Source organism: Nocardia sp. NPDC003726, assembly GCF_053586955.1.
Genome location: NZ_JBSFNF010000018.1, coordinates 66273 through 87990 on the forward strand (window position 1 = coordinate 66273; position 21718 = coordinate 87990).

The window sequence follows — 21718 nt, forward strand, 5'->3', positions numbered from 1 at the left end:
GCGGGAGCGCGCGAATGCCGTACGCTCACGGCATGGGTCAGCAGGCGGCGTCACGACGGCTGTCCGCCTGGTTGTCACGTCGGCCCGCCTGGTTCCCCGATGTCCTGCTGGCGCTGTTCGTCACCGTGATCCAGGTGCAGAGCGCCGCGATACCGGTGCCGCTGGAACCGGCCTACACGCCGGTGACGGGTTTCGGCTATGTGCTGCTGATCGCCAGCGGTCTGGCCGTCGCGGCGCGACGCCGGCAGCCGGTCGCGGTCTTCGCGGTCACGGCGGTGGCCAGCCTGATCTATTTCGGTCTCGGCTTCCCCGACCGGCTTTCATATCTCGGGCTCTTCGTCGCCTTGTACACCCTGGCCGCCTACGGCGACGGGCGGCGGTCGCTGATGGTCGCGGGCGCGGGCATCGCGGTGCTGTCCGTCGGCTGGTTGATCGCCGCGGCGGATGTCGAGCCGCTCGTGGCCATCGGGTGGGTGTTCTTCCGGATCGGCGCCTCCGTGATCAGCACGATCCTCGGCGAATCCGTCCGATCCCGCCGGGTCATCGCCGCCGACGCGCAGGAACGCGCCGAACTCGCCGAGCGCTCCCGCGACGAGGAGGCCAGGGCGCGGGTCGACGCCGAACGGCTGCGGATCGCCCGCGAAGTGCACGACACCGTCGCCCACGCGATCGCCATCATCAACGTGCAATCCGGTGTCACCGCACACGTGCTCGACAAGCGACCGGAACAGGCCAGGGAAGCCTTGCGCACCATCGAGCAGACCAGCTCGCGGGCGCTGCGGGAGATGCGCGCGATCCTCGGTGTACTCCGCGACGGCGACGAGCGCGAACCGTACCCCGGGCTCGGCCAGATCGATGAACTCGTCGGCAAGGCCCGCGAAGCCGGGCTCGACATCGCTTTCCAGCAGACCGCCCCGGTGACGCCGCTGCCGAGCGCGGTGGGCAGCGCCGCGTACCGCATCGTGCAGGAATCGATCACCAACGTGATCCGGCATGTCGGCCCGACCAGGGTGACGGTGGCGCTCGAACCCGGCATCGACGCCGTGCGGATCCGTGTGGTCGACGAGGGCCGTCGCGACGCCGCCGGGGCACGGACCGACAGCGCGGGCACACCCGGACGCGGCATCGCCGGGATGCGCGAACGCTGCCGGTTGCTCGGCGGTGAACTCGACGCGACACCGCGTCCGGAGGGCGGGTTCGAGGTCACCGCCCGCCTGCCCCTGACACCGGTCGGAACGCGCTTGTGAACTCGACACCGCCGATCAAAGTCCTGCTCGCCGACGACGAACGCCTGGTCCGTTCCGGCTTCAAGGTGCTGCTCGACCTGGAAGACGACATCACGGTGGTCGGTGAGGCCACCACCGGTGCCGAGGCCGTCGAACTCGCCCGCGCCACCCGCCCCGACGTCGTCCTGATGGACATCCGCATGCCACGGCTGGACGGCATCCGCGCCACCGCGCAGATCGCCGAGGCCGGCGGGATGGAGCGGGTGAAGGTGCTCATCCTCACCACCTACGACACCGACGAGAACGTCTTCGACGCGTTGCAGGCGGGGGCGAGCGGGTTCTTGCTCAAGGACGCGGGCCCGGCCGAACTCTTGCACGCCATCCGGGTGATCGCCGCGGGTGACGCACTGCTCGCGCCCCGGATCACCCGGCGGCTCATCGGCCAGTTCACCGCGCGGCGGCGGGCGGCCAAGTCCGCCGAGGACCGGCTCGCCGTGCTGACCGACCGCGAGCGCGAAGTACTGGCGCTGGTGGGGGAGGGCATGAGCAACGACGAGATCGGCGCCGCGTTGTTCCTCAGTCCCGCCACCGCGCGCACCCATGTGAGCCGCGCGATGGTGAAACTGGGTGCGCGCGACCGCGCGCAGCTGGTCGTGATCGCCTACCAGACCGGTCTGGTGGGGTTCTCCTCGTAGTGATCGGGTCCGCGACGCCACGGGATCGCGGCATCCTGCGAATCCCGGTGCCGCACAATGCCGTAGACCTCCGTGATCGACTACGACGACCGGCGCAGCCGAGCGGCGTTCTCGTACGCGCGTTCACGTAGACGGTGACTCCTGTCGCCGGAAGCCGAGTGAGCCAGGACGGCGCGACCATCGACGCATGATTCTGGATCCCGAACTCGAGGCCGCTGTCTCGTTCTTCCCCCCTGCCGATCTGAGCGACCCCGCCATCGCCCGGAAGCATCTCGCCGAGTTGGCCGCCGCGATCCCGGTGCCGGACATCGCGGGCATGTCGGTCGAAAACCGCACGGTGCCGGGCGATGCCGAGGTGCCGATACGGATATACCGGCCGGCCAGGGCCGAGGGCGGCGCCCTCATCTGGCTGCACGGCGGCGGTTTCGTCATGGGCGACCTGGACACCGAACATCCGTGGGCCACGCTGCTGGCGGACGACTCCGGCGTGACGGTGATCTCGGTCGGCTACCGCCTGGCTCCCGAGCATCCGTTCCCCGCCGCGCCCGACGACGTCTACGCCGTGCTGGCCTGGACCGCCGAGCACGCGACCGAACTCGGCATCGACCCGGCGCGGATCGCGATCGGCGGGCACAGCGCGGGCGCTGGGCTCGCGACCGCGGTCGCGCTGCGGGCCCGGGACGAGCAAGGGCCGCCGATCCGCTTCCAACTGCTCAACCAACCCGTCCTCGACGATCGTCAGCTGGCGTGGTCGGCGCGCAATTTCACCGATACCCCCTTCGTGACCCGGGCGAAAGTGGCCCAGATGTGGCAGCACTACCTGGCCGGCGCGCCCGCGACGCCGTATGCCGCACCGGCGCGCGCCACGGATCTGTCCGGCCTGCCGCCCGCCTACATCGCCACCGCCGAGTACTGCCCGAACCGCGACGAGGACATCGAGTACGCGCTGCGCCTGCTGCGAGCGGGCGTGCCGGTGGAGCTGCACCAGTGGCCCGGCACGTTCCACGGATCGCAGGCGATCCGGTCCGCCGACGTGTCCCGGCGCCAGAGCGCCGAATTCGCCGCCGTGCTCCGCCGCGCGCTGGTTCCGGCGCCCGGCTCGAAAACGGCGTAGGCGCAGAGCGATCGGTCGAGAGGAGAGCACGATGACCACCATCGACATCGCCGAGGCGAGCAAGCAATCCACACCACCCTCGCCGGACGGCGATTCCCCGGCGGGCGGAGGTATGACCGCGCTGCTGCGCCCGTACCTGGGCGGATTCGCCGCGGTCGTCGTCCTGCAGATCGTCGGTGCCGTCGCCGGTCTGGCGCCGTTGCTCGCGGTCGTCGAATTGGGCCGGACGCTGTTGTCGCCCGGCCCGGTCGATCACGGCCATGTCCGGATGATCGTCGTCGCGGGTGCGGCCGGGTTGTTCGTCCGGCTGCTGTTCACGGCCGCGTCGTCCGGAATCGGGCACCTGCTCGACAGCCGGGTGCAACTGGCCTTCCGCCGGGAACTCGCCGCGCGACTGGGGCGGGTGCCGATCGGCTGGTTCGCCCGGCGCGGCGCCGGCGAGCTGGCGAAGATCGTGGGCAAGGACGTCGGTACCGTGCACCCGCTCATCGCCCACACGCCCGGCGAACTCGTCGCCGCATTCGTCGTGCCGCTGGTGTCGCTGATCTATCTGTTCACCGTGGACTGGCGGCTCACGGTGATCACGCTGCTGCCGGTGGCGCTGGCAGTGGCGCTGGTGCCCTTGATGATGACCCCCGCCCGCCTGCGTGAGCAGAAGGAGTTCGACGCGGGAATGGCGCGGATCGCGAGCGCGACCGTCGAATTCGTGCAGGGTATCCGGGTGGTCAAGGCGTTCGGCTCCGGTGAGCGCGCGCACCGGAAATTCCGCACCGCGGCAGACGATTTCACGGACTCCTTTCTGCGTATGGTGCGCGGTCTGGCCGGACTCGGCGCGGCGATGCAGGTGGTGCTGTCGCCGCCGTTCGTGCTGCTGGTCGTGCTGACCGGTGGCGCGGTCCTGATCACGGGCGGCGCCATGGCCCCGCCGGACCTGCTGCCCTTCCTGCTGCTCGGCCTGGGGTTGACCGCTCCGGTGGCGGCGCTCGGCCACGGCTTCGACGATCTGCAAGCGGCCCGGCGCGCCGTCGGCCGGATCCGGGAAGTGCTCGCGGTGCCGTCGCTGCCGGAGCCTTCGCGTCCGATCGCGCCGCGGGGACATCGGGTGGAACTGCGGGACGTGCGGTTCGGCTACCACACCGAGCACGAGGTGCTGCGCGGCATCGACCTGGTGCTCGAGCCGGGGACGGTCACCGCGGTCGTCGGGCCGTCGGGCAGCGGGAAGTCCACGCTGGTTCAGCTGCTTCCCCGATTCTTCGACCCCACCCACGGCGCGGTCCTGCTGGGCGGTGTCGATCTGCGCGAACTCGGCAGCCGGGCGCTCTACCGGATGGTCTCCTTCGTCTTCCAGGACGTGCGGCTGCTGCGCGCGTCGGTCGCGGACAACATCGCGCTGGCGGTGCCGCACGCCGACTTCGGCGACGTGGTGCGCGCGGCCCGGCTGGCGAACATCCACGATCGGATCCTCGAACTGCCGCGCGGCTACGACACCGTGCTCGGTGCGGAAGCCGAGCTGTCGGGCGGTGAAGCGCAACGGCTTTCGATCGCACGCGCGCTGCTGGCCGACACTCCCGTGCTGGTGCTCGACGAGGCCACCGCCTTCGCCGATCCGCACACCGAGCAGGCGGTGCGCCGAGCCCTGGCGACGCTGGACGGCGATCGGACCATCCTGGTCATCGCCCACCGGCTGGAAACCATCGCCGACGCGGACACCGTCGTCGTGCTGGAGAACGGGTCGATCGTCGAGCGCGGCAAGCCGGGCGAACTGCTGGCCGGCAACGGTAGGTTCGCCGAATTCTGGCGTTCCCACCGGCCCCCGCTCACCGAGAAGACCGAAACCCTCGGCGCCATGCTGCGGCGTGAATTCGGGCCATGGAGCAAGCATGGTGTGCGCGCCGTCGTTCGCCGACCAGACACCGCGAGGAGATGAGCTGCGATGATCCGGATGTTGCTGCGCGTGCTCGGACACGAGTACGCCCCGGCCGTACGTCGCACCGTGGCCCTGATGACGGCGACCTCGGTGGCCGAAGGGCTGTCCTACGCTCTCCTGGTTCCGGTGCTGCGAGCCCTGCTCGGGAGCACGCCCGCCGACGCCTGGCCGTGGCTGATCGCCTTCGGGGCGGCGATCGCCTGCTACACGGCCTTGCGCTATCGCAGCGATCTGTCCGGGTTCCTGGTGGGAACCACGTTGTTGCGCGGCGTCTATCACCGTTTCGGCGATCACCTGGCCCGGCTGCCGCTCGGCTGGTTCACCGCCGGTCGCGTCGGCGAGGTGTCGGTCCTCGCCAGCGAGGGTGTGCTGCAGGCGATGAGCGTGATCGCGCATCTGCTGGCGCCGATGATCTCCGCCTGCGTGACGCCGCTGACGATCGTCGCCGTGCTGCTCGCCTTCGACTGGCACATGGGGCTGGCCGCGCTGGTCGCCGTGCCGGTGGTGGCGGCCATCCAGATCTGGACCGGACGCGCGATGGCCGCCACCGACGCCGACCGCGTCGAGCGCGCCGAGGAGGCCACCGCGAGGGTGGTCGAATATCTCCAGGCACAGCCGGTGCTGCGCGCCGGTGGCCGCACGACCGAACGGTTCCGGCTGCTCGACGACGCGCTGTCGGGACTCGAGCGCGCCTCCCGCCGCGCCGTGCTGTCCGCGCTGCCCGGCATGGTCGGCCTGACGCTCACCGTCCAAGCGCTGTTCACCGTGCTGCTGGCCCTCGGCGCCTACCTCGCGCTCGGCGGTGACGCAGGCGCGGCGGAGATGCTGGCGCTGCTGGTGCTGGTCGCCCGCTGCGCGGATCCGCTGCTGTCGCTGTCGGAGATCGGTGGCAAGCTGCGCAGCGCGCGGACCGTGCTGAGCGGGCTCGACACCGTGCTGCGCGCCGAGCCGCTGCCCGAACCTCGCGAACCGGTCCGGCCGGCCGGCCACGACCTGGCATTCGAGTCCGTCGTGTTCCGGCACGGCGACCGTACCGTGCTCGACGGCGTGTCGCTGTCGGTCCCGGAGGGGCAGCGGGTGGCCATCGTCGGGCCGTCCGGCGCGGGCAAGAGCACACTGCTGCAATTGCTCGCGCGGTTCTACGACGTGGACGGCGGCGCGGTGCGCGTCGGCGGTGTGGACGTGCGGACGATCAGCACCGAAGCGCTGCGGGAACGGATCGCCGTGGTATTCCAGAACGTCTACCTGTTCGACGGCACGATCGAGGAGAACGTGCGTCTGGGCCGTCCCGGCGCCGCCGAAGCCGAAGTGCGGGCGGCGGCGACCGCGGCCGGGCTGGACGAAGTGATCGAGCGCCTGCCCGGCGGCTGGGCGACGAACGTCGGCGAGGGCGGCGCGCTGCTGTCGGGAGGTGAGCGCCAACGCGTCTCGATCGCGCGGGCGTTGCTGAAGAACGCGCCGATCGTGTTGCTGGACGAGGTGACCTCCGCGCTGGACCCGGTGAACGAGGCCGCCGTCCACGACGGCATCGAACGGCTCATGGCGGGCCGGACGGTGGTGCTGGTCGCGCACCGGCTGCGGACCGTCCGACGGGCCGACCGCATCGTCTTCCTGGACGACGGCCGAGTCGTGGAAGAGGGCACCCACGACGAGCTGTTGCGCCTCGGTGGCCGCTACGCCGGCTTCTGGGAGTCGTCCACGGTGGGCGCGGCTGCCGAATGAGCGCGGATGTCCGCACCCCGGCGCCACGGCCGCGGTGCGGACATCCCGGCTCGAACCGGACCGATCACGGGGTGCGCTCGTCGTCCTGCGCTGCCCCGCCGCGGGCCGCCCAGCGGCGCAATCCCGCCGGGCTGCGCAGCATCAGCACACCGATGGCGGCGACGGCGATGCCGCGGGGCGCCTCGTAGATGAAACCGGACAGCCCTTGGGTGGCGGGTATCGGCAGGAAGAAGCCGACCATGCCGAGCAGCGTGAGCACGGCGATCCAGCGGGGAATCGCGTTGTGGCGCAGCAGGCTCGCGCCCAGCAGGCCCATACCGGCCAGCATCACCACGCCGCCGATCGAGTTGAACAGCGCGAACGCGGTCGTGTCGATCATGTTGTCGTTGCCCGCGATCAGGTGCGCGGTCCGCGGATCGGACGCGAACGGGTAGGCGACGAACAGTTCGACGGTGAGATGACCGGTCGCGGTGACGATATTGCCGAGCAGATAGGCGACCGTGCCGGCGAATCCGGCCGGGCCGAGTCGCGGTCGCAGCCAGGCGTACATGCCCGGCAGGCCGAGCACGAGCAGGACGGTGCCGATACCGAGCAGCGTCTGCGCGATCGGCGTGCCGGGACTGGTGAGCGCCTCGACCGAATGGCCCTTGCCCGCGACGATCGGGTGCAGTGTGCCGCCCGCCATGCACAGGGCCCCGCCGATGGTCAGCGCGGCGCCGCACATCCGCAGTACAGTCTCGCGAGAGGGGCGGCCGGCCACGGTCCGCTCGTCGCCGGTGGTCGGGGTTGGCAGGAGTGCTTGCGTGTGTGTCATGAGCCAAGGGTCGGCGAGGGCGCTGGTGTGACGCTGGTGCGCGGCGGGTCCGGCGCCGACGCACCCGCCATCGCGGTGCTCGGCCCCTTGGAGGTGCGCGGGCCGGACGGCGCCCGCCGCACCATCCCGGCGCGCAAGCACGCCGACCTGCTGGTGATCCTCGCCGCCGAGCGCACCTCCCGCAGCGCGGATCATCTGTGCGAACTTCTGTGGCGGGGCAACCCGCCCGACAGCGCCCTGGTCACCCTGCAGGGCTACGTGTCGCGGTTGCGGCGGGCGCTGCGGCCGCTGCCCGAAGTCCGGATCGAGACCAGCTCGAACGGCTACGTGCTGCGCTGCGGCGGATCGGGCACCGACCTCGATCTGCTCGACGTGCTGTCCAGGGACGCCAGAGCCGCGTACGCCGACGGTGACGTGGCCGGCGCGGTCGACCTCCTCGAACGGGCGTTACGGCTGTGGCGCGGCGAGGCGCTGGCCGATGTCGGCGACGTCGCCGAACTCGCTCCCGAACGGGCGCGTCTGGACGAGTTGCGCTGTGAACTGGTGGAAATGTGCGCCGAGGGCTTGCTGGTGCTCGGCCGGGCGCGGCACGCGGTCACGCTGCTCACCGACGAACGCGCCCGGCATCCGCATCGCGAGGGCACGGCCCGTCTGCTGGCGTTGGCGCTGCGCGACTGCGGGCGGATCGCGGAGGCGCTGGATGTCCTCGCGCGGTTGCGGCGCACGCTGCGGGACGATCTCGGGCTCGATCCCGCGCCCGACACCGCGCGGGTGGAGAACGAGATCCGTAATCCGGCCGCACCGTCGACGACTCCGGCGGCGGGACGATCCGCCCTCGTCGGACGGGAGGACGTCGCCGCGGTGCTCGACCGCGCCAGGCAACGGTCGCGGCGCGGGCTGACCGTCGTGACGGTGCGCGGCGCGCCCGGCATCGGCAAGACGGCCGTCGTCGAGGACGCCGTGCGACGCCACGGCGACTCGGCCTTCTTCACCGCGGGCAGCAGCGGCGTCGGCGCTGCGGCGCAGGCGACGCTCACGCCGTGGCTGGATCAGGCCGCCCTGGCCGGGCGCGCGGTCCCGGACGTCCCGACACCGCGTGCGCTCGCGGCCTTGTTCGCGGACGTCGCCCGGGAGACCGGCCGCGTGGTCGCGGTCATCGACGACGTGCAATGGGCGGACCCCGACTCGGTGCGGACGATCGCGGCGGCGATGCGGGTGCTGCGCGCCCATCCCGTCCTTCTGTTGCTCACCGTCCGGCCCGAGCCGCTTCCGGCCGAGGTGGAGGCGGCCGTGCGCTTGCTGTGCCGCGCGGGCGCCCATGTCGCGATCGATCTTTCGCCGCTGCCCGACGCGGCGATGGACGAGCTGGTGCGCGCAGGCGCGGGTGCGGCCGGCCTGCGGGTGCGCGCCCAGATCGTCGAGTTGAGCGGCGGCAGCCCTTTCGTGGCGGCGCAACTGTGCGATCTGGTGCGGGCGGGGCGTTCGCTGGACGCCGGGGGCGCCGCCACCGAGATCACGGCGGCGAAACTCGGCGCGGTGTCACTGTCGGCGCGAGCGCTCGCCGAGGTGCTGGCCGTCATCGGCCCGCGGGCCCCGATCGGACTGGCCGCCGCCGCCGACGGCGCGCCCCGCTTCGACGACCGGATCGCCGAACTCGTCGCCGCGCGAGTCGTCACAGTGCGCGACGACGCCGTCGTCTTCGGACACGAACTCGTGCGCGCCGCCGTGCTCGCCACGCTCGGCCGCATGCGAAAGGCGCTGCTGCACAAGCGCATCGCGGAAGCACTTGCCGACCTGCGACCCGGCGCGCTCACCGCGCAGGCGTTGCATCGCAGCGCCGCCGCGCTCGATGCGCCGGACGCCACGGCGGCGCGCGCCTGCGCCGCCGCCGCGCGGGAGGCGTTGTCGCGGGACGCGGCCACCGAGTGCGCCGAGCTCGCCGCCCGTGGCATGCGCCACGCCGATCCCGGCGACGCGGGGTCGGTGATCGAGTTGAATCGGCTGGCGGGACAAGCGCACAACCGCCTCGGCCACTACGACGAGGCCGCCGCGTGCTTCGACCGGGCCGGGCGGCGATGTGGTGAGCGCCGCGACTGGTCTGGGCTGGCGCGCACCGCCCTGCTGGCCGCGCCGCGCGGGGTGGCCGGGTACTTCTCCGGATACGGTGTGGTGCAGGCGGGTTCGTCGGGACTGCGGGCGCAGGCGCTGGCTCATCGCCTCGACCTCGACGCCGATCTGGTCGCGGAGGTGGAGGCGATCGAGGCCGCCGATCGCGCGATTCACGGACTCCCTGGCGATCTCGACGCCCTGGCCGAGGCGCGGGCGCGCAGCGCACCGGGCAGCCGGTCGTGGCCGCAGGTCCTGCTGGCGGAGTTCGTGTGCAATTGGGATCCGGTCACCGTGGCCGACCGGCGCAAGATCGCCGAGGAACTCGAGGAACTCGCGGGTCACGACCGTGCGGTCCGGGCGACAGCGGTTCATCTGCGGCGGATCTGCGCGTTGGAGGCGGGTGACATGCGGCTGGTCCGCCGGTTGTCGGCGGAGTTCGCGCGCTTGGCCGCCGACGGCGGCACCGACCTCGCGGCCACCCAGTTGTGGTGGCAGGTGATGCTCGCGGTGCTGCGCGGCGACTACGGCCGGTCCCAGGAGTTGATGGCGCGCTTCGCCGCCGACCTCGGGACGGTCGACGATCGGGCCCGCCTGCTCGCCGAGGCCTCGGTGCTGACGAGCAGTTCGATCGAGTTGTGGCACCGCGGACGCCTCGGCGAAGCACTGGCCGAGGCCGATCGCATGGCCGAGGATTTCGACGAGGACTTCGCGCTCGTGGTCGCGATGGCCGCGGCGGAACTGGGTGACCACGAGCGGGCGATGGCGTCGATCGAATCGATCGTCGCCCTGCCGGGAAGGTGGCACGGTCCGCGTGTCGTCGTGCGGGTGCCGCTGCTGATCGAAGCGTTGCTCACGGTGGGTCAGCGCGCGCCAGGGCAGCGCGACCGGGTGGTCGAGCTCACCGCCGGACTGGAACCGCTCACCCAGGGGTGGGGCGAGACGCTGCTGGTGCAGTGGCCGGGACTGGTGTGTCTCGGTCCGTCCGGGCTCTACCGCGGAACCGCGCGCGGAATCCTCGGTCTCCCCGGCGCGCGCGACGAAGTACTCGCGGCACGCGACCGCGCGCGGGCACTCGGCGCGCGACCGTACGAGTCACGCGCCGACGACCGCCTGACCCGATGGCCGTTCGCCTGAGAACTTCGTTCAGTGCTGCTTCTCCAGCCAATCCCGGTAGTGCGTCGGGGCCAGACGCGCGCCGGTGCCGGCGGTGAGAACGTCGCCGGAGACGGCGGCGAACATGCCCGCGGTGTCGTCGGTGACGACGGTCCTGCTGTCGCGCCGGGCGGCCAGGGTGAGCCTGCCCAGGTCGTCGAGACGGAAGACCTCCGGACCGGCGACATCGCGGACTCCGCCCAGCGGCGCGCCGGTGGCGACCTCCACGACCGCGTCGACCACGTCCGCGGCGGCCATCGGCTGGATCGGGGTGGCGGGCAGCCGGACGGTGTCGTCGTCGGAGGTCCAGGACAGCACCGCGTCCACGAACTCGAAGAACTGGGTGGCGCGCACGATGGAGTACGGCGTCGGGCCCAGCCGCACCAGGTCCTCCTGCAAGGTCTTGGCCCGGTAGTAGTCCAGCTCGGGCACCCGGTCGACGCCCACGATCGACAGCACGACCTGATGTCCGACACCGGCCTTCTCGCCGGCATCGAGCAGGTTGCGCATGGAGATGCGGAAGAAATCCACCGACGCCTCGTCGAAGGTCGGGGAGTTCGCCAGGTCGATGACGACGTCGGCTCCCTCCAGCGCCCGGTCCAGGCCCTCTCCCGTGATCAGGTCGACACCGGTGGACGGCGCCGCAGGCACGGCCTCGTGCCCGGCCGCGGCCAGCTTCCCGACCACCTGCGAGCCGATCCGTCCGGTGCCGCCGATGACTGTCAGTTTCATGGTTGTCGCCTTTCCCGGCGCGGCAGGCACGCGAGCCGCGATTCACGCAACCGTTACCGGTTCGTTCGGTCGCCGTTGTGCTCACTCCTCGGTTTCCATGTGCGAATCCATCCGCGAGAGGATCTCCTCGATCCGGTCGCGCACCCACAGGATCAGCCGGTCGCTGCCCATGGCGGTGGCGATCGGCGCCGGGTGATCCAAGGGCATCACATAACGTCCGTCGTCGGGCAGGTCCCGCCACAACAGGCCCGCTTCGATCCGTCCCCGCGGCCCGTACTTCGAGCGGCCCTGCAGCACTTTGACGATTCCCGTGCTGACGGCGGGGGTGTCGAAGAACGCGGCGCTGCGGAACACGTCGTCGGCATCGTCGTCGTTGTCCGAGATCGTGGCGGCGGGGCGGTCCGGCTCGGGTTCGGGCCGGGCGGCGGGGAGCGCGAGACGGATGGCGTCCAGCCCACCGGCCCCGCAACGGGGAAGGAGCCCGACCACCGTGTCGGCCAAGGCGTGTGGATCGCATTCGAAGGCGTCGAATCCGCCGCTGTGCGCGAGCGTCTCACCCGGCCGCTGGGTGATCACGTACCCGCGCGCCCGGTGCCGGACCGCGTGCACCCTGACGCGCGTTTCGGGATTGCCGAAGTCCTGGTCGTTCCACGCGTGCGCGACGAGGAAGACGTCGGGTTTGGCGATCGCGCCCGCCAAGGCGTCCAGATCGTGGTCGAGCCGCCGCAGCAGCCGCTGCCGGACCTCGGCCTTCTCCTGCTCGTAGTCCGCCGCCAGCCGAGTGCGGCTGGTGAAGACGAACGGCGCGGGCAACTCGCCCTGCCTGACCTCCTCGCAGAGCAGATTGAACTCCAGATCGGTGAATTCCCAGAGCCGGTTCACGAGTCGACCACCGGCTTCACGCGGTCGGGCACGGCGCCGATGGCGTCGTCGAGATGGACCTTGGACTGCAGGAATTTGGCGGGCTTGTGGGCGGTGTTGCCCTGCCCGGCGCCACCACCCGCGGCGCCGGGCGCTCCCATCATCGGCGCGCCCGCGGGCACGCCGTCGTGCCGCGCGGCCGCCGCGGCAGGATAGACCGGAGCCTCGGCGCCCGGCAGCGACGCACGCGGAAACAGCTGTGCCGCACGGGATTGCTGCGTCGGATGCTCCGAGAGTCCGGCCCCGACTCCGGTTCCAGGACCGCCGGGGGCCGAGCCCGCACCGCCCGCGCCCGCGGCGTCGACGGGCGGGTGCCCGGCCGCGAGCGCGTCGGGATCGAACTGCCGCAACAGTTCCTGCAATTTCTCCGCGCCCGGCAGCGTGCTCCCGAATCGGGTCAGCGTGTCCAGACCCTCGGTCAGCGCCTTTCCGAGCTGCCCGAGGAATTCCCGGCCCGCGGAGGCGAGCGAACCGGCGCCTTGCGCCGCCCCCGACGCCGTGTCCTGCGCGGCGAGGCCGGCCCCTGCGGAGGACGGGCCGTCCGTGCGGGTCGCCGCCGCGAGCGCCTGCTCGTCCAATGCCCGGGGCAGGTTCTCCAGGACCGACCGCACGCCCGCCGGGTCCACTCCGCTGAGTTCCGACAGCGCGTTCTCGTCGACGACATCGGGAATGCTGTCCAGGATCGAGCGCACCTGCTCCGGCGGCAGCCCGGTGAGTTGCGCCAGGGTGTCCTCGTTCAGCAGGCCCGGGAGGTTGTCGAGCACCGACCGCACCTGTGCCGGGTCCGCGCCCGTCGCCCGCGCCAGCGCGTCTTCGAGGGACGCCGGATCCGCGCCGGAAGCCGTGCCACGGGATCTCGCCGGTGACCCGCCGGACGAGCCGTCCGTTCCGGCGGACATGCGCGGCAGCGGGACCGAACCCAGCGAGGGCACCTCCGGCATGCCGCTGCTCGCGGCGGATTCGGGCTGTCCGCCGGAGGACACACCGCCACGAGGCAGCGCCGAACTTCCCGTCCCGCCGGACCCGCGCGGGGGCGGTGTGTTGCCCTGGGACCCGGCGGCGCCGCCGAACAGGCCTGCGGGACCGGAACCGGACGCGCCGCCCGGCGATCCGTCTTCCGACTGCGAGCCGAGGCCGGCGGCGTCGTAGCCCGCGGGCAGGGAGCCACCGGTTCCGGGCGAAGCGCCCGCGGTCTGCGTGTCGGCGCCGGGGACGCCGGCTCCGGAACCAGGACCGGAACCGGCGCCTTCGGAGCCGCCCTGGCCCTGTCCGGCTGCCAGCCCCTCGCGGTAGCCCTCTTGGTAACCCGCCTGATAGTCCTGGCTCGGGTTCTGGTTGCCGGCGCCTTCGTCTCCGTAGCCGGTGCGCTGCCTGCGGCCCGCGGTCGTCTGATCCTGCACTTGTCCGTTGGGGTTGTCACCGGGCGCGTTCTGGTTGCCGCCCGGCTGGTTCTGGTTGCCGCCCGGTCGGTTCTGCCCCTGCCCGCCGGGCTGCGGTGTGGCGATGGGCCCGTTCACCACCGGCATCACCGACACCGTGTTCTTCATGCCCTCGCCGTAGTGCTTCTGCCACTCGTTGCGGTACCGCCGGGTCACCCTCCCCGGGCAGCAGTCCCCGGGATCCGGTGTCGCCGGCATGCTCAGTTTGGTCAGGTGCAGCCACTGCGCCGTGTAGTCGAGATTCTGGCTCATCGCGATCATCGACGTGATCAGCGGCTGCACGCCGTCGGAGTAGGACCTGGCCGCGTCCGCGGCCGCGGCGGCGCCCTGCCCCTCCCACGCCTCGGTGCCGGCGGAGATCACGGTCACGAAATCGTTCAGCCTGCTCAGCAGGTCGTTGGCCAGGCTGTGCCAGGCGCCGGCCGCGGCGAGCACCGGTTGCGGATCGAGATCGCGCCCCAGCTCGTACAGTTCGGCGAAGCTGAGACTGTCCTTGTTCTCGATGTTGGCCGTGACGCCGGAATCCTTCGCGCCCTGATAGTCCTTCAACGAGGAAGGAAAACTCTCGGCGTTCGCCTTCTCGACGTGGGTGTTGCCGTCCCCGTCCGTCCAGGAGAAACCACCGTTGGGTTTGTCGAATTCGGCGTCGGGCGCACCGGGGGCCTTCTTGCCCGGCGTGTAGGGCGTCGCCTCGGTCGGCATCTTCAGCGCGCTGAGCGCCTTGAAGGTGTCCCCGGAATCCCCGTCGGTCTTCGTGTACGCCTTGCCCGCGGCGATGTAGGTCTCACCCATGTCGGTGACGATCTTCGCGTGGTCACCGAGGATCGTGTGCAGGCGAGAACCTTTGGTGGTGAACGCCATCGCCAGCTGCGCGCCGGAGGTCAGCGTGCCGATCGGCGCGAAGTTGTTCAGCCGCAGGTCGGTCACCGCGGCGGCCATCCCGAGCAGATCGTCGACCAGCTCGGCGCAGGCCCGGGCCGCGGCGAGGGCATCGGCCGGGTCGAACGTCAGATACCCCGCCTTCGCCTGGTTCTCCAGGCCGGACCACGTGTTGGATTCGAGGGCCATCGTCATCTTCCTCCGCCGGGGATCGGGTCCCCGCTCCTTCGGATGTGCACCGCGTCGTCAGTCGTCGTTGTCGGCGACCACCGACCGCGGTCCCGCGACGCCGGAATCGTCGACGGGCCAGCACGCCGGATCGGGCGGCGTCGTCGGCGGGGCGGGTGCGGTCGGCATGAGCGCGCCGAGATCGGGAGCGCCTTCGATGATCTCGGACAGCTTGGGCAGCGCGTTCTTCCGTTCCAGCAGCGGCGCCATCAGGTCCCTGCTCCGCTGGGCGACCTCGGCCGCCGCCTGCTGCACGGCCGCCGTCACGGTGTCGGCGATCTCCTCGATGCTCAGATCGAGGACGTCGTCGGCGAACCTGGTGGCGATCAGGATGCCGTCGGCGTTCACCGTCACCTCGATGCGTTTGTCGCAGGCGGTCACCGTCGCGGTGAGCTGCGAACGCTGCTTCTGGAGTTCGGCGATTCCGCGCAACTGCTCGCCGAGCCCCTCCAGCATCGTGGCCATGTCCGCGTGCAGGCGTTCGTTCACCATGTGCCGCTCACCCGCCCAGCTGTCCGCCCGACGCCTGGTCGGTGCCGGTCAACGAGTCCGCGGCCGCGCGCTGGCCCTCCGACATGTCGTGGAGGGTTTGCGCGGCGCCCGTCGCGCCGTCGAGCAGGTTCTTTCGAGCCGCCTGATAACCCTTGTCGCCTTGCGCGAACTTCCTGCCCCGTTTGTCGTCGCCCCACGGCATCGTGGTGGCATCGGATTCGATACCGCCCAGCGTGTTCCGCAGTCTCTCCGCGATGGCGGTGACCTTGGTCGACAACTCCCCGGTCAGCTCCGATGCCCGGCGCAATTTCTCCGGGTCGACCTCTACTCGATCGGCTGCCATGGCACTCCCTTCGATGTCGGCGGTCTAGAGGGTGAACGAAACATCGACGTCCTCGGGGCCTGCGGGGGCGGCTCGTGTGTCGGCCTGCGGGGGAGGGGGCCCCGGCAGCCAGTCGCTCGGCTGCGAGGCACCGCCGGGAGGCGGCTGGAAGGGGCCGGGCAACGGCTCCACCGAGGGCCACTGTTTCGGACGGGCCTTGCCGCGCAGATCTTTACCCTCACCGAGGAACGGCTCGTCGGCGCTGGTGGCGATCGGGTTCCCTTGCGTGCCCGAGGAACCGGTGACCTGCGAACCCGCGGGGCTGGGGCCGCCACCGGACGAGGCGTGTCCGCTGGGTGCGGGCGTCGCGGGCGGTGGCGTAACGGGGGGCGGGGACACCGGAATACGCGCTGCCCCGGAAGATCCCGATCCCGTGGTGCCGGGTGGCGGGCCTCCGGTGGAACTCCAGCCGTCCACCGACGACTCCCACGAGGTAGGGGGCCGACCGGTGAAGTGACCGGACCCGCCCGCGCCGGAACCGGTGGAGTAGCTGGAGTTCGATCCCGAGGAACTCGTGCCGACGTCGTGGTAGACGCTGTGGCCTGATCCGGTGCTGATGGTGTCGGGGGTGCCGGGCCGGATGGACGGTCCGCCTCCGCTGTATTGACTGGTGGCGTCGTGATACACGCTGTGTCCAGAGCGGCCCGAGTGGGTGGACGCGGCACCGCCGCTGCCGACAGCGGAGACCGGGCGCGAGCCGCCGGATGCCGAGCCGTCGGGATGCGGTGCCGGTGTGCCGGGTCGGGCGGACGGTCCGCCTCCGCTATATGTACTCGGGGGGTCGTAAAACACGCTGTGCCCGGACCCGCTGCTGATGGTGTCGGGGGTGCCGGGCCGGAAGGATGGTCCGCTTCCGCTGTATTGACTGGTGGCGTCGTGATACACGCTGTGTCCAGAGCGGCCCGAGTGGGTGGACGCGGCACCGCCGCTGCCGACAGCGGAGACCGGGCGCGAGCCGCCGGATGCCGAGCCGTCGGGATGCGGTGCCGGGGTGCCGGTGGAACCGGCGACCGTGGACGCCGCGGGCGACGACCGCCCGGCCGACGCGCCGGTGGCCGTCGACGCGGGCCTGCTCCCGCCCGCGCCGGTGTGCGACGCCGACCTGCTCCCGCCGGTTCCAGTGGACGACCCGTCGTGGACCGGTGGGCGTCCGGTGTTGCCGGTCGACGGTTTCGGCATCCAGACGTAGGAGCGGATGTCCCCGCGCCCCGGCGGAATCGGTGTGCCGAGCGCGAATCCGCCGCGTGCTCCGCCGACCAAGCCGCCGCGCGCGATGCCGCCGACCCAGCCCGGACCCGATGAGAACGACGACCAGTCACCGGTGACCGCCCCCGCGGCCACGTTCCCGAACACGGTGCCGACCGCGCCGGAGGCGCCGCCGATCACGGCGCCGCGGCCGACCCGACCGAATACGTTGTCGAGGTTCTTGCCCGCGACTTTGTCGATGCCTTTGCCGAGATACCGCCCGAACTCGCGGCCGGGGATCACGCCCGCGACACCGGCGAGGATGGACAGTCCGAACTCGCCGCCGTTGAAGTGGCGGCGCTTGCCCGCCGCCAGCTGGCCGACCTGCACCGCTCCGTTGATCGTTCCGGTGATGGCGGCGGCCTCGATCGCCCGCACGCCGTAGACGCCGTAGCCCTTCGCCGTCGGCAGCACCGGCCGCAACTGCACCGCGCGCGTCCAGAAGTGCCGCTTGACCGTCGGGGCGCCGAGCCGGGCGGCGATATTCGTGATGATCTTCTGGACGAAGTCCTCGAACACTTTGAGAAAGGACCGGGTGGTGGTGATCGCGGCCGCTTCGACGGCGGGCGCGGTCGGCGGGAACAGCCAGGCCCAGAGGATCTCGAGCGCGAGCCAGGCCAGGGTGACGATCACGGTGATCTTGGTCGCCTGGATCTCGGTGCCCATGTCGAACGCGCTGTCGCCGACCGTGCTCATCAGCTTCGCCAGCTCCTCCAGGGATTGATCCCCGGCGCGCAGGACGTCGTAGCGGGCGCCCATCGCGGCCCCGCCTTCACCCTGCGAGTAGGCCGACACCGTGGTCTGCTCGGCCTCATCGATGGCCGTGAGCAGCGCCTGGAGTTCCTTGCTCGCCGTCTTCCATGCCTCCGAGACCGCCCATGCGGCGTCCTCGTCACCCTTCGGCCAGGTCGTGCCCGCCACCCAGGCCAGCCACTGCAACCCGTCGGGCAGGTAGATGGTCACCGTTGCTCCACGGCGGTGCCGAAGCGCCCTCTCGGGTTGCTTCCCACAGTTCGCCTCCTCGGCGGTCGACGTCATCGGATTACACCGCGGTGAGTTGAACCTTCATCAAAGACCGGGCGAATTCTCGTCGCGCACAGCATGAATCGATGGGCCGACTCGAAAAGTCGCTTTCGACAGCACCATTCGTTTCCCGCGCGGTGGTAGCCTCGCGCCGCGAACGAGGAGGTGCCACGTCGTGACCGCAGCCGAGCCGCCGTCCGCGGACGGACCCACCCCACCGGATCCGGCGAGCCGCCGGATCGCCGAGTTGCTGACCGGGCTCGCGCCGCGGGGCGGCCACGAGATCCACGCGGTCTTCGTGCTGACGGTCGCCGCCGAGCTGGCGTCGGTCGTCGCCACCGACGCGGAGGGACGCACGGTCCAGATCCTGCCTCCGGAGGAGGTGCTGGCGTTGGTTCGCAGGCACCGGGAAGCGTCGGCCGCCCAGCCCGGTGGCCCCTGGTGGCGGTATCTGCTTCTGGTGTCGGCATCCGGTGAAGTGCGGACGGATTACGACTACGGCGACGAACCGTTCCCCGACGACCACCTTTTCCCGGCCGAGGTCTATCGAGCGGATCTCGAAGTATTTCCGCGGGACCGGCTACCGGTGTGGCTCGCCGCCCATATCGGGCATGCCGATCGGCAGTCGCGGCCGGCGGAGACGGCGGCCGGGGCGGAGCCGGGCGCGGCGGTGGTGGAGGAGGGACTGCCCGCGCTGCCGTTGCTCGTGGCGCGCTGGGCGGTGCTGTCGGCGGCCTTCGTGGCGGTGGGCTCCCCGTGGGGTCCGCGGGTCCTGCCCGCGCTCGGCTTGTTCGAAGGGGCCGAGCACAGCGGTTCCTCGCTGTGGATCGTGCCCGGCGACCGGGCGGTGCTGTCCGGCGGCGTGTGGAACGACCCTGTTCTCGACGCCGTCTACAACGCCGGGGCGCCGATGCCGGACCTCTACGCGGGCGCGCCGATCTGGGTGGCGAATCCGCTGCTGAACCCGCGCGCGGGCATCGGGCTGCTGTCCTTCTGTTACTGGTGGGATGGCGGCCGGTGGTTCCGCGGTGCCTCGCCGCCCGCCGCGGAGGTCGCCGCGGCCGTACCCGCTGTGTGGAGCGGGGAGAACACCGCCGCCATCGTGGCCGCGCTGGTCGAGGACCAACCGGGCGCCCCGGCCCGCGAGGCGGCGTTCGGTCTGGTGCTCGCCGCCGAGCGCGGGGAGATCGATCGCGCCGCGCTGGCCGAGGTCTTCGGCGCGGGCGATATCGAAGACGCCCACCTCCAGCTGATCATGGCCGGAGTCGCCAGCGGGTGATGGGGTCCGCGCAGACCGGGTCGCCCGGCTTCGCCCCCCGAGGGTCCGAGGACGACGCGGCCCTACCGTCGGCGCGCGGGAGTCCGGAGGATTCAGAAGCTGCGCGGTGGGTGCCAGATCCCTCGTCAGCGGCACACACCGCGCGGTCGCCGGGCCGCGACGTGCGCCCTGGCCCGGTACGCGAGCTGGCGGACCGCCGCCGGGCTCCTGCCGACGGCTTCGGCGATCGCGTCGTAGCTCAGATCGAACACCTCGCGCAGCACGAACACCGCACGCTCGATCGGCGTCAACGTCTCCAGCACCAGCAGCATCGCCATCGACACGCTGTCGGCCGGTTCGACGTCCTCGGCCACGTCGGGCGCGGTGAGCAGCGGTTCGGGCAGCCAGGGGCCGCCGGAGGACTCTTTGCGCCGCCCCAGCGTTTGTAGCCGGTCGAGCGATTGGCGGGTGACGAATCCGGACCAGGTAGGCCCGCTGATCCCGGACGGTGCCGAGGTCGACGCCCGCCCACCGCAGCCAGGTCTCCTGCAGGACGTCTTCGGCGTCGGCGGCCGAGCCGAGCATCTCGTAGGCGAAGATCGTTCGGGGTCAGCCGGAGTTGTGCAGGGCGCTGGCCAAAGCGCGTAGGGCGGGAACCGCGGCCAGCAAGGCGTCGACCTCGTCTTCATCGACGGTGGACAGCGCGTCGACAACCAGCTGGGTGCGTGCCGCGTCGATGCGGGCGGCATTCTCGATCGCCTTGGACGTGGGCAGGATCCGGCTGCTGCGCCGATCGGCCGGGTCCGTCTCGCGTTCGATCAGTCCCAGCTCGGTCAGGTGGCGCAGCACGGTGCTGACGTTGCTGGGTTGCATGCCGGTCACGGCGGCCAGGCGCCCGGGGACCGCGCCCGGCTCGTGCACGATCACGCGGAGCACCTCGGCTTGGGCCTGGGTGAGCGGCTCCACCCTGGTCAAGCGCTCGGCCGCGCGATGAACGGCGCGTGACAGCTCCCGCAGTGCGGCGTCGAGTTCGCGGAGGTCGGATTCACGACTCATGCCCCCATGGTAAGTTACTTATGCATAAATAAGTATTTGGAGGTGTCAACGTGCTGAAATCGACCGCACCGGGGGTCAACGGACCGCTGCTGGTGGTGCTCGGCCTGCTGTCCGCGGTGGCGCCGTTCGCGACCGACATGTATCTGCCCTCGTTCACCGGGCTGGCCGCCGATCTGCACACCAGCGCGTCGAGCGTGCAATTGACGCTGACGACCTTCCTGATCGGGTTGGCGCTGGGGCAGCTCGTCATCGGGCCGCTGTCCGACCGGTTCGGACGGCGGCGGCCGCTGTTGCTGGCCACGGCGACCGCGACCGTGCTGACGGTGCTGTGCGCGCTCGCGCCGAACATCTGGCTGCTGGTGGTGCTGCGCTTCGCGCAAGGCTTCTCGGGCGCGGCCGGGATCGTGATCGGTCGCGCGGTGGCGGCCGACCGCGTCAGCGGCGCGGCCGCGGCGCGGATCTTCACCCTGTTCGCCAGCATCGGAGGCATCGCGCCGGTGGTCGCGCCGCTGCTCGGCGGCGCGCTGGTCCCGGTCGGCTGGCGCAGCGAGTTCTGGGTCCTCAGCGCGATCTTCCTGGTGATGTTCTGCGGTGCGCTGCTGGTCGTGCCGGAATCACTGCCGGTCGAACACCGCCACGTCGGCGGGCTCGCCGCCACCGCCCGTGTCGTGCGAACCCTGGTGGCCGACCGCGGCTACCTCGGCTACACCCTCGTGTTCGCGCTCGGCTTCGCCGGGTTGATGGGTTACATCTCGGCGTCCCCGTTCGTGATCGAGAACGTGCTCGGGCTGTCGACCACCGAGTACACCGTGGTCTTCGCCGTCAACGCGCTGGGCATGATGGCCGTCGGGGTGCTGAGTTCGCGGCTGACCAAGCGTGTGCGCCCGCAGGTCATCCTCTCCGCCGGGCAGGGCGTGATCCTGGCCCTGAGTGTCGTGCTGCTGGTCCTGTTCGCCGCGGGCGCATCGGCGGCGCTGATTCTGCCGGTGCTGTTCTTCCTGGTCAGTTCGTTCACGGCGATTCTCGGCACGGCCAGCGCGCTGGCCGTCGGCCGGGCGCCACACGCCGCGGGTAGCGCGTCGGCATTGCTGGGCGCGCTGCAATTCCTGCTCGGCGCGCTGGTGTCCCCGCTGGTCGGGCTGGGCGGCACCGCGACCGGCATCCCGATGGCGGTCACCATCGTGATCAGCGCCGCGCTGGCGCTCGCCGCCCGGCTGCTCGTCCGTGGCACGGCTGCGGTCGTGGCGGTGCGGCGCGAAAACGAGACCGTCGCCGCATGATCCGCGGGGGTCGGCGCTGCGCTC

The 21718-nt window shown here is 71.5% G+C and carries 16 protein-coding genes and 1 pseudogene; 8 read left to right on the plus strand and 9 right to left on the minus strand.

What is annotated here, in order from left to right; translation table 11 throughout:
- The first annotated feature begins 32 nt into the window (after window positions 1–32).
- From ACWDMM_RS22885 to ACWDMM_RS22905, 5 genes are all read left to right on the plus strand, one after another.
- Window positions 33–1247, plus strand: coding sequence for a sensor histidine kinase (locus ACWDMM_RS22885; RefSeq protein WP_449939396.1), 1215 nt, complete (start codon window positions 33–35; stop codon window positions 1245–1247).
- Window positions 1244–1921 (plus strand): response regulator transcription factor, encoded by a 678-nt coding sequence (locus ACWDMM_RS22890; RefSeq protein ID WP_195081507.1) that lies wholly within the window; start codon window positions 1244–1246, stop codon window positions 1919–1921. Before ACWDMM_RS22885 ends, ACWDMM_RS22890 begins: the two co-directional genes overlap by 4 nt.
- Window positions 1922–2108: 187 nt before the next feature.
- Complete coding sequence (locus ACWDMM_RS22895; RefSeq protein ID WP_195081508.1) at window positions 2109–3035, plus strand: alpha/beta hydrolase; 927 nt, start codon at window positions 2109–2111, stop codon at window positions 3033–3035.
- A 31-nt stretch (window positions 3036–3066) separates the two neighbouring features.
- Entirely contained in the window at window positions 3067–4962 is a 1896-nt protein-coding gene (locus ACWDMM_RS22900; protein WP_449939399.1) for an ABC transporter ATP-binding protein, read from the plus strand.
- A 6-nt stretch (window positions 4963–4968) separates the two neighbouring features.
- Window positions 4969–6684: an ABC transporter ATP-binding protein gene (locus ACWDMM_RS22905; protein WP_449939401.1), complete on the plus strand. Its 1716-nt coding sequence runs from the start codon at window positions 4969–4971 to the stop codon at window positions 6682–6684.
- A gap of 64 nt (window positions 6685–6748) precedes the next feature.
- Here ACWDMM_RS22905 and ACWDMM_RS22910 read toward each other — a convergent pair whose 3' ends face one another.
- On the minus strand, window positions 6749–7498 hold the full coding sequence (locus ACWDMM_RS22910; RefSeq protein ID WP_195081511.1) for a hypothetical protein: 750 nt from the start codon (window positions 7496–7498) through the stop codon (window positions 6749–6751).
- 27 nt (window positions 7499–7525) lie between these two features.
- Between ACWDMM_RS22910 and ACWDMM_RS22915 the strand changes: the two genes are divergently transcribed.
- Window positions 7526–10741 carry a BTAD domain-containing putative transcriptional regulator gene (locus ACWDMM_RS22915; protein ID WP_357106116.1) on the plus strand — a complete coding sequence of 1072 codons (3216 nt, stop codon included), beginning with the start codon at window positions 7526–7528 and terminating at the stop codon, window positions 10739–10741.
- Between the two features lie 9 nt (window positions 10742–10750).
- On the opposite strand, the gene ACWDMM_RS22920 is transcribed toward ACWDMM_RS22915, so the two are convergent.
- The 6 genes from ACWDMM_RS22920 to ACWDMM_RS22945 all read right to left on the minus strand — a co-directional run bounded on the left by ACWDMM_RS22920 (window position 10751) and on the right by ACWDMM_RS22945 (window position 18040).
- Entirely contained in the window at window positions 10751–11491 is a 741-nt protein-coding gene (locus tag ACWDMM_RS22920; protein WP_195081513.1) for an SDR family oxidoreductase, read from the minus strand.
- 81 nt (window positions 11492–11572) lie between these two features.
- Complete coding sequence (locus ACWDMM_RS22925; RefSeq protein WP_195081514.1) at window positions 11573–12373, minus strand: ESX secretion-associated protein EspG; 801 nt, start codon at window positions 12371–12373, stop codon at window positions 11573–11575.
- A complete protein-coding gene (locus ACWDMM_RS22930) occupies window positions 12370–14919 on the minus strand; it encodes a PPE domain-containing protein (protein ID WP_449939405.1) in 2550 nt (849 codons plus the stop codon). Before ACWDMM_RS22930 ends, ACWDMM_RS22925 begins: the two co-directional genes overlap by 4 nt.
- 57 nt (window positions 14920–14976) lie before the next feature.
- Complete coding sequence (locus tag ACWDMM_RS22935; protein ID WP_449939406.1) at window positions 14977–15450, minus strand: YbaB/EbfC family nucleoid-associated protein; 474 nt, start codon at window positions 15448–15450, stop codon at window positions 14977–14979.
- Between the two features lie 7 nt (window positions 15451–15457).
- Window positions 15458–15793: a hypothetical protein gene (locus ACWDMM_RS22940; RefSeq protein ID WP_195081517.1), complete on the minus strand. Its 336-nt coding sequence runs from the start codon at window positions 15791–15793 to the stop codon at window positions 15458–15460.
- A gap of 24 nt (window positions 15794–15817) precedes the next feature.
- Window positions 15818–18040: a WXG100-like domain-containing protein gene (locus ACWDMM_RS22945; protein WP_449939408.1), complete on the minus strand. Its 2223-nt coding sequence runs from the start codon at window positions 18038–18040 to the stop codon at window positions 15818–15820.
- Window positions 18041–18275: 235 nt separating this feature from the next.
- On the opposite strand from ACWDMM_RS22945, the gene ACWDMM_RS22950 reads away from it, so the two are divergent.
- The gene (locus tag ACWDMM_RS22950; RefSeq protein ID WP_357106130.1) at window positions 18276–19379 is read left to right on the plus strand and encodes a hypothetical protein; all 1104 of its coding nucleotides are present in this window, start codon (window positions 18276–18278) and stop codon (window positions 19377–19379) included.
- 134 nt (window positions 19380–19513) lie between these two features.
- Here the strand turns inward: ACWDMM_RS22950 and ACWDMM_RS22955 are convergent.
- Together ACWDMM_RS22955 and ACWDMM_RS22960 are read right to left on the minus strand one after the other, a co-directional pair.
- Window positions 19514–19943: pseudogene (locus ACWDMM_RS22955) on the minus strand (sigma-70 family RNA polymerase sigma factor); the annotation flags it as partial.
- Window positions 19944–19967: 24 nt separating this feature from the next.
- On the minus strand, window positions 19968–20414 hold the full coding sequence (locus ACWDMM_RS22960) for a MarR family winged helix-turn-helix transcriptional regulator (protein ID WP_357106134.1): 447 nt from the start codon (window positions 20412–20414) through the stop codon (window positions 19968–19970).
- A 50-nt stretch (window positions 20415–20464) separates the two neighbouring features.
- Between ACWDMM_RS22960 and ACWDMM_RS22965 the strand changes: the two genes are divergently transcribed.
- Entirely contained in the window at window positions 20465–21694 is a 1230-nt protein-coding gene (locus tag ACWDMM_RS22965; RefSeq protein ID WP_323124296.1) for a multidrug effflux MFS transporter, read from the plus strand.
- The last annotated feature ends 24 nt before the right edge of the window (window positions 21695–21718 follow it).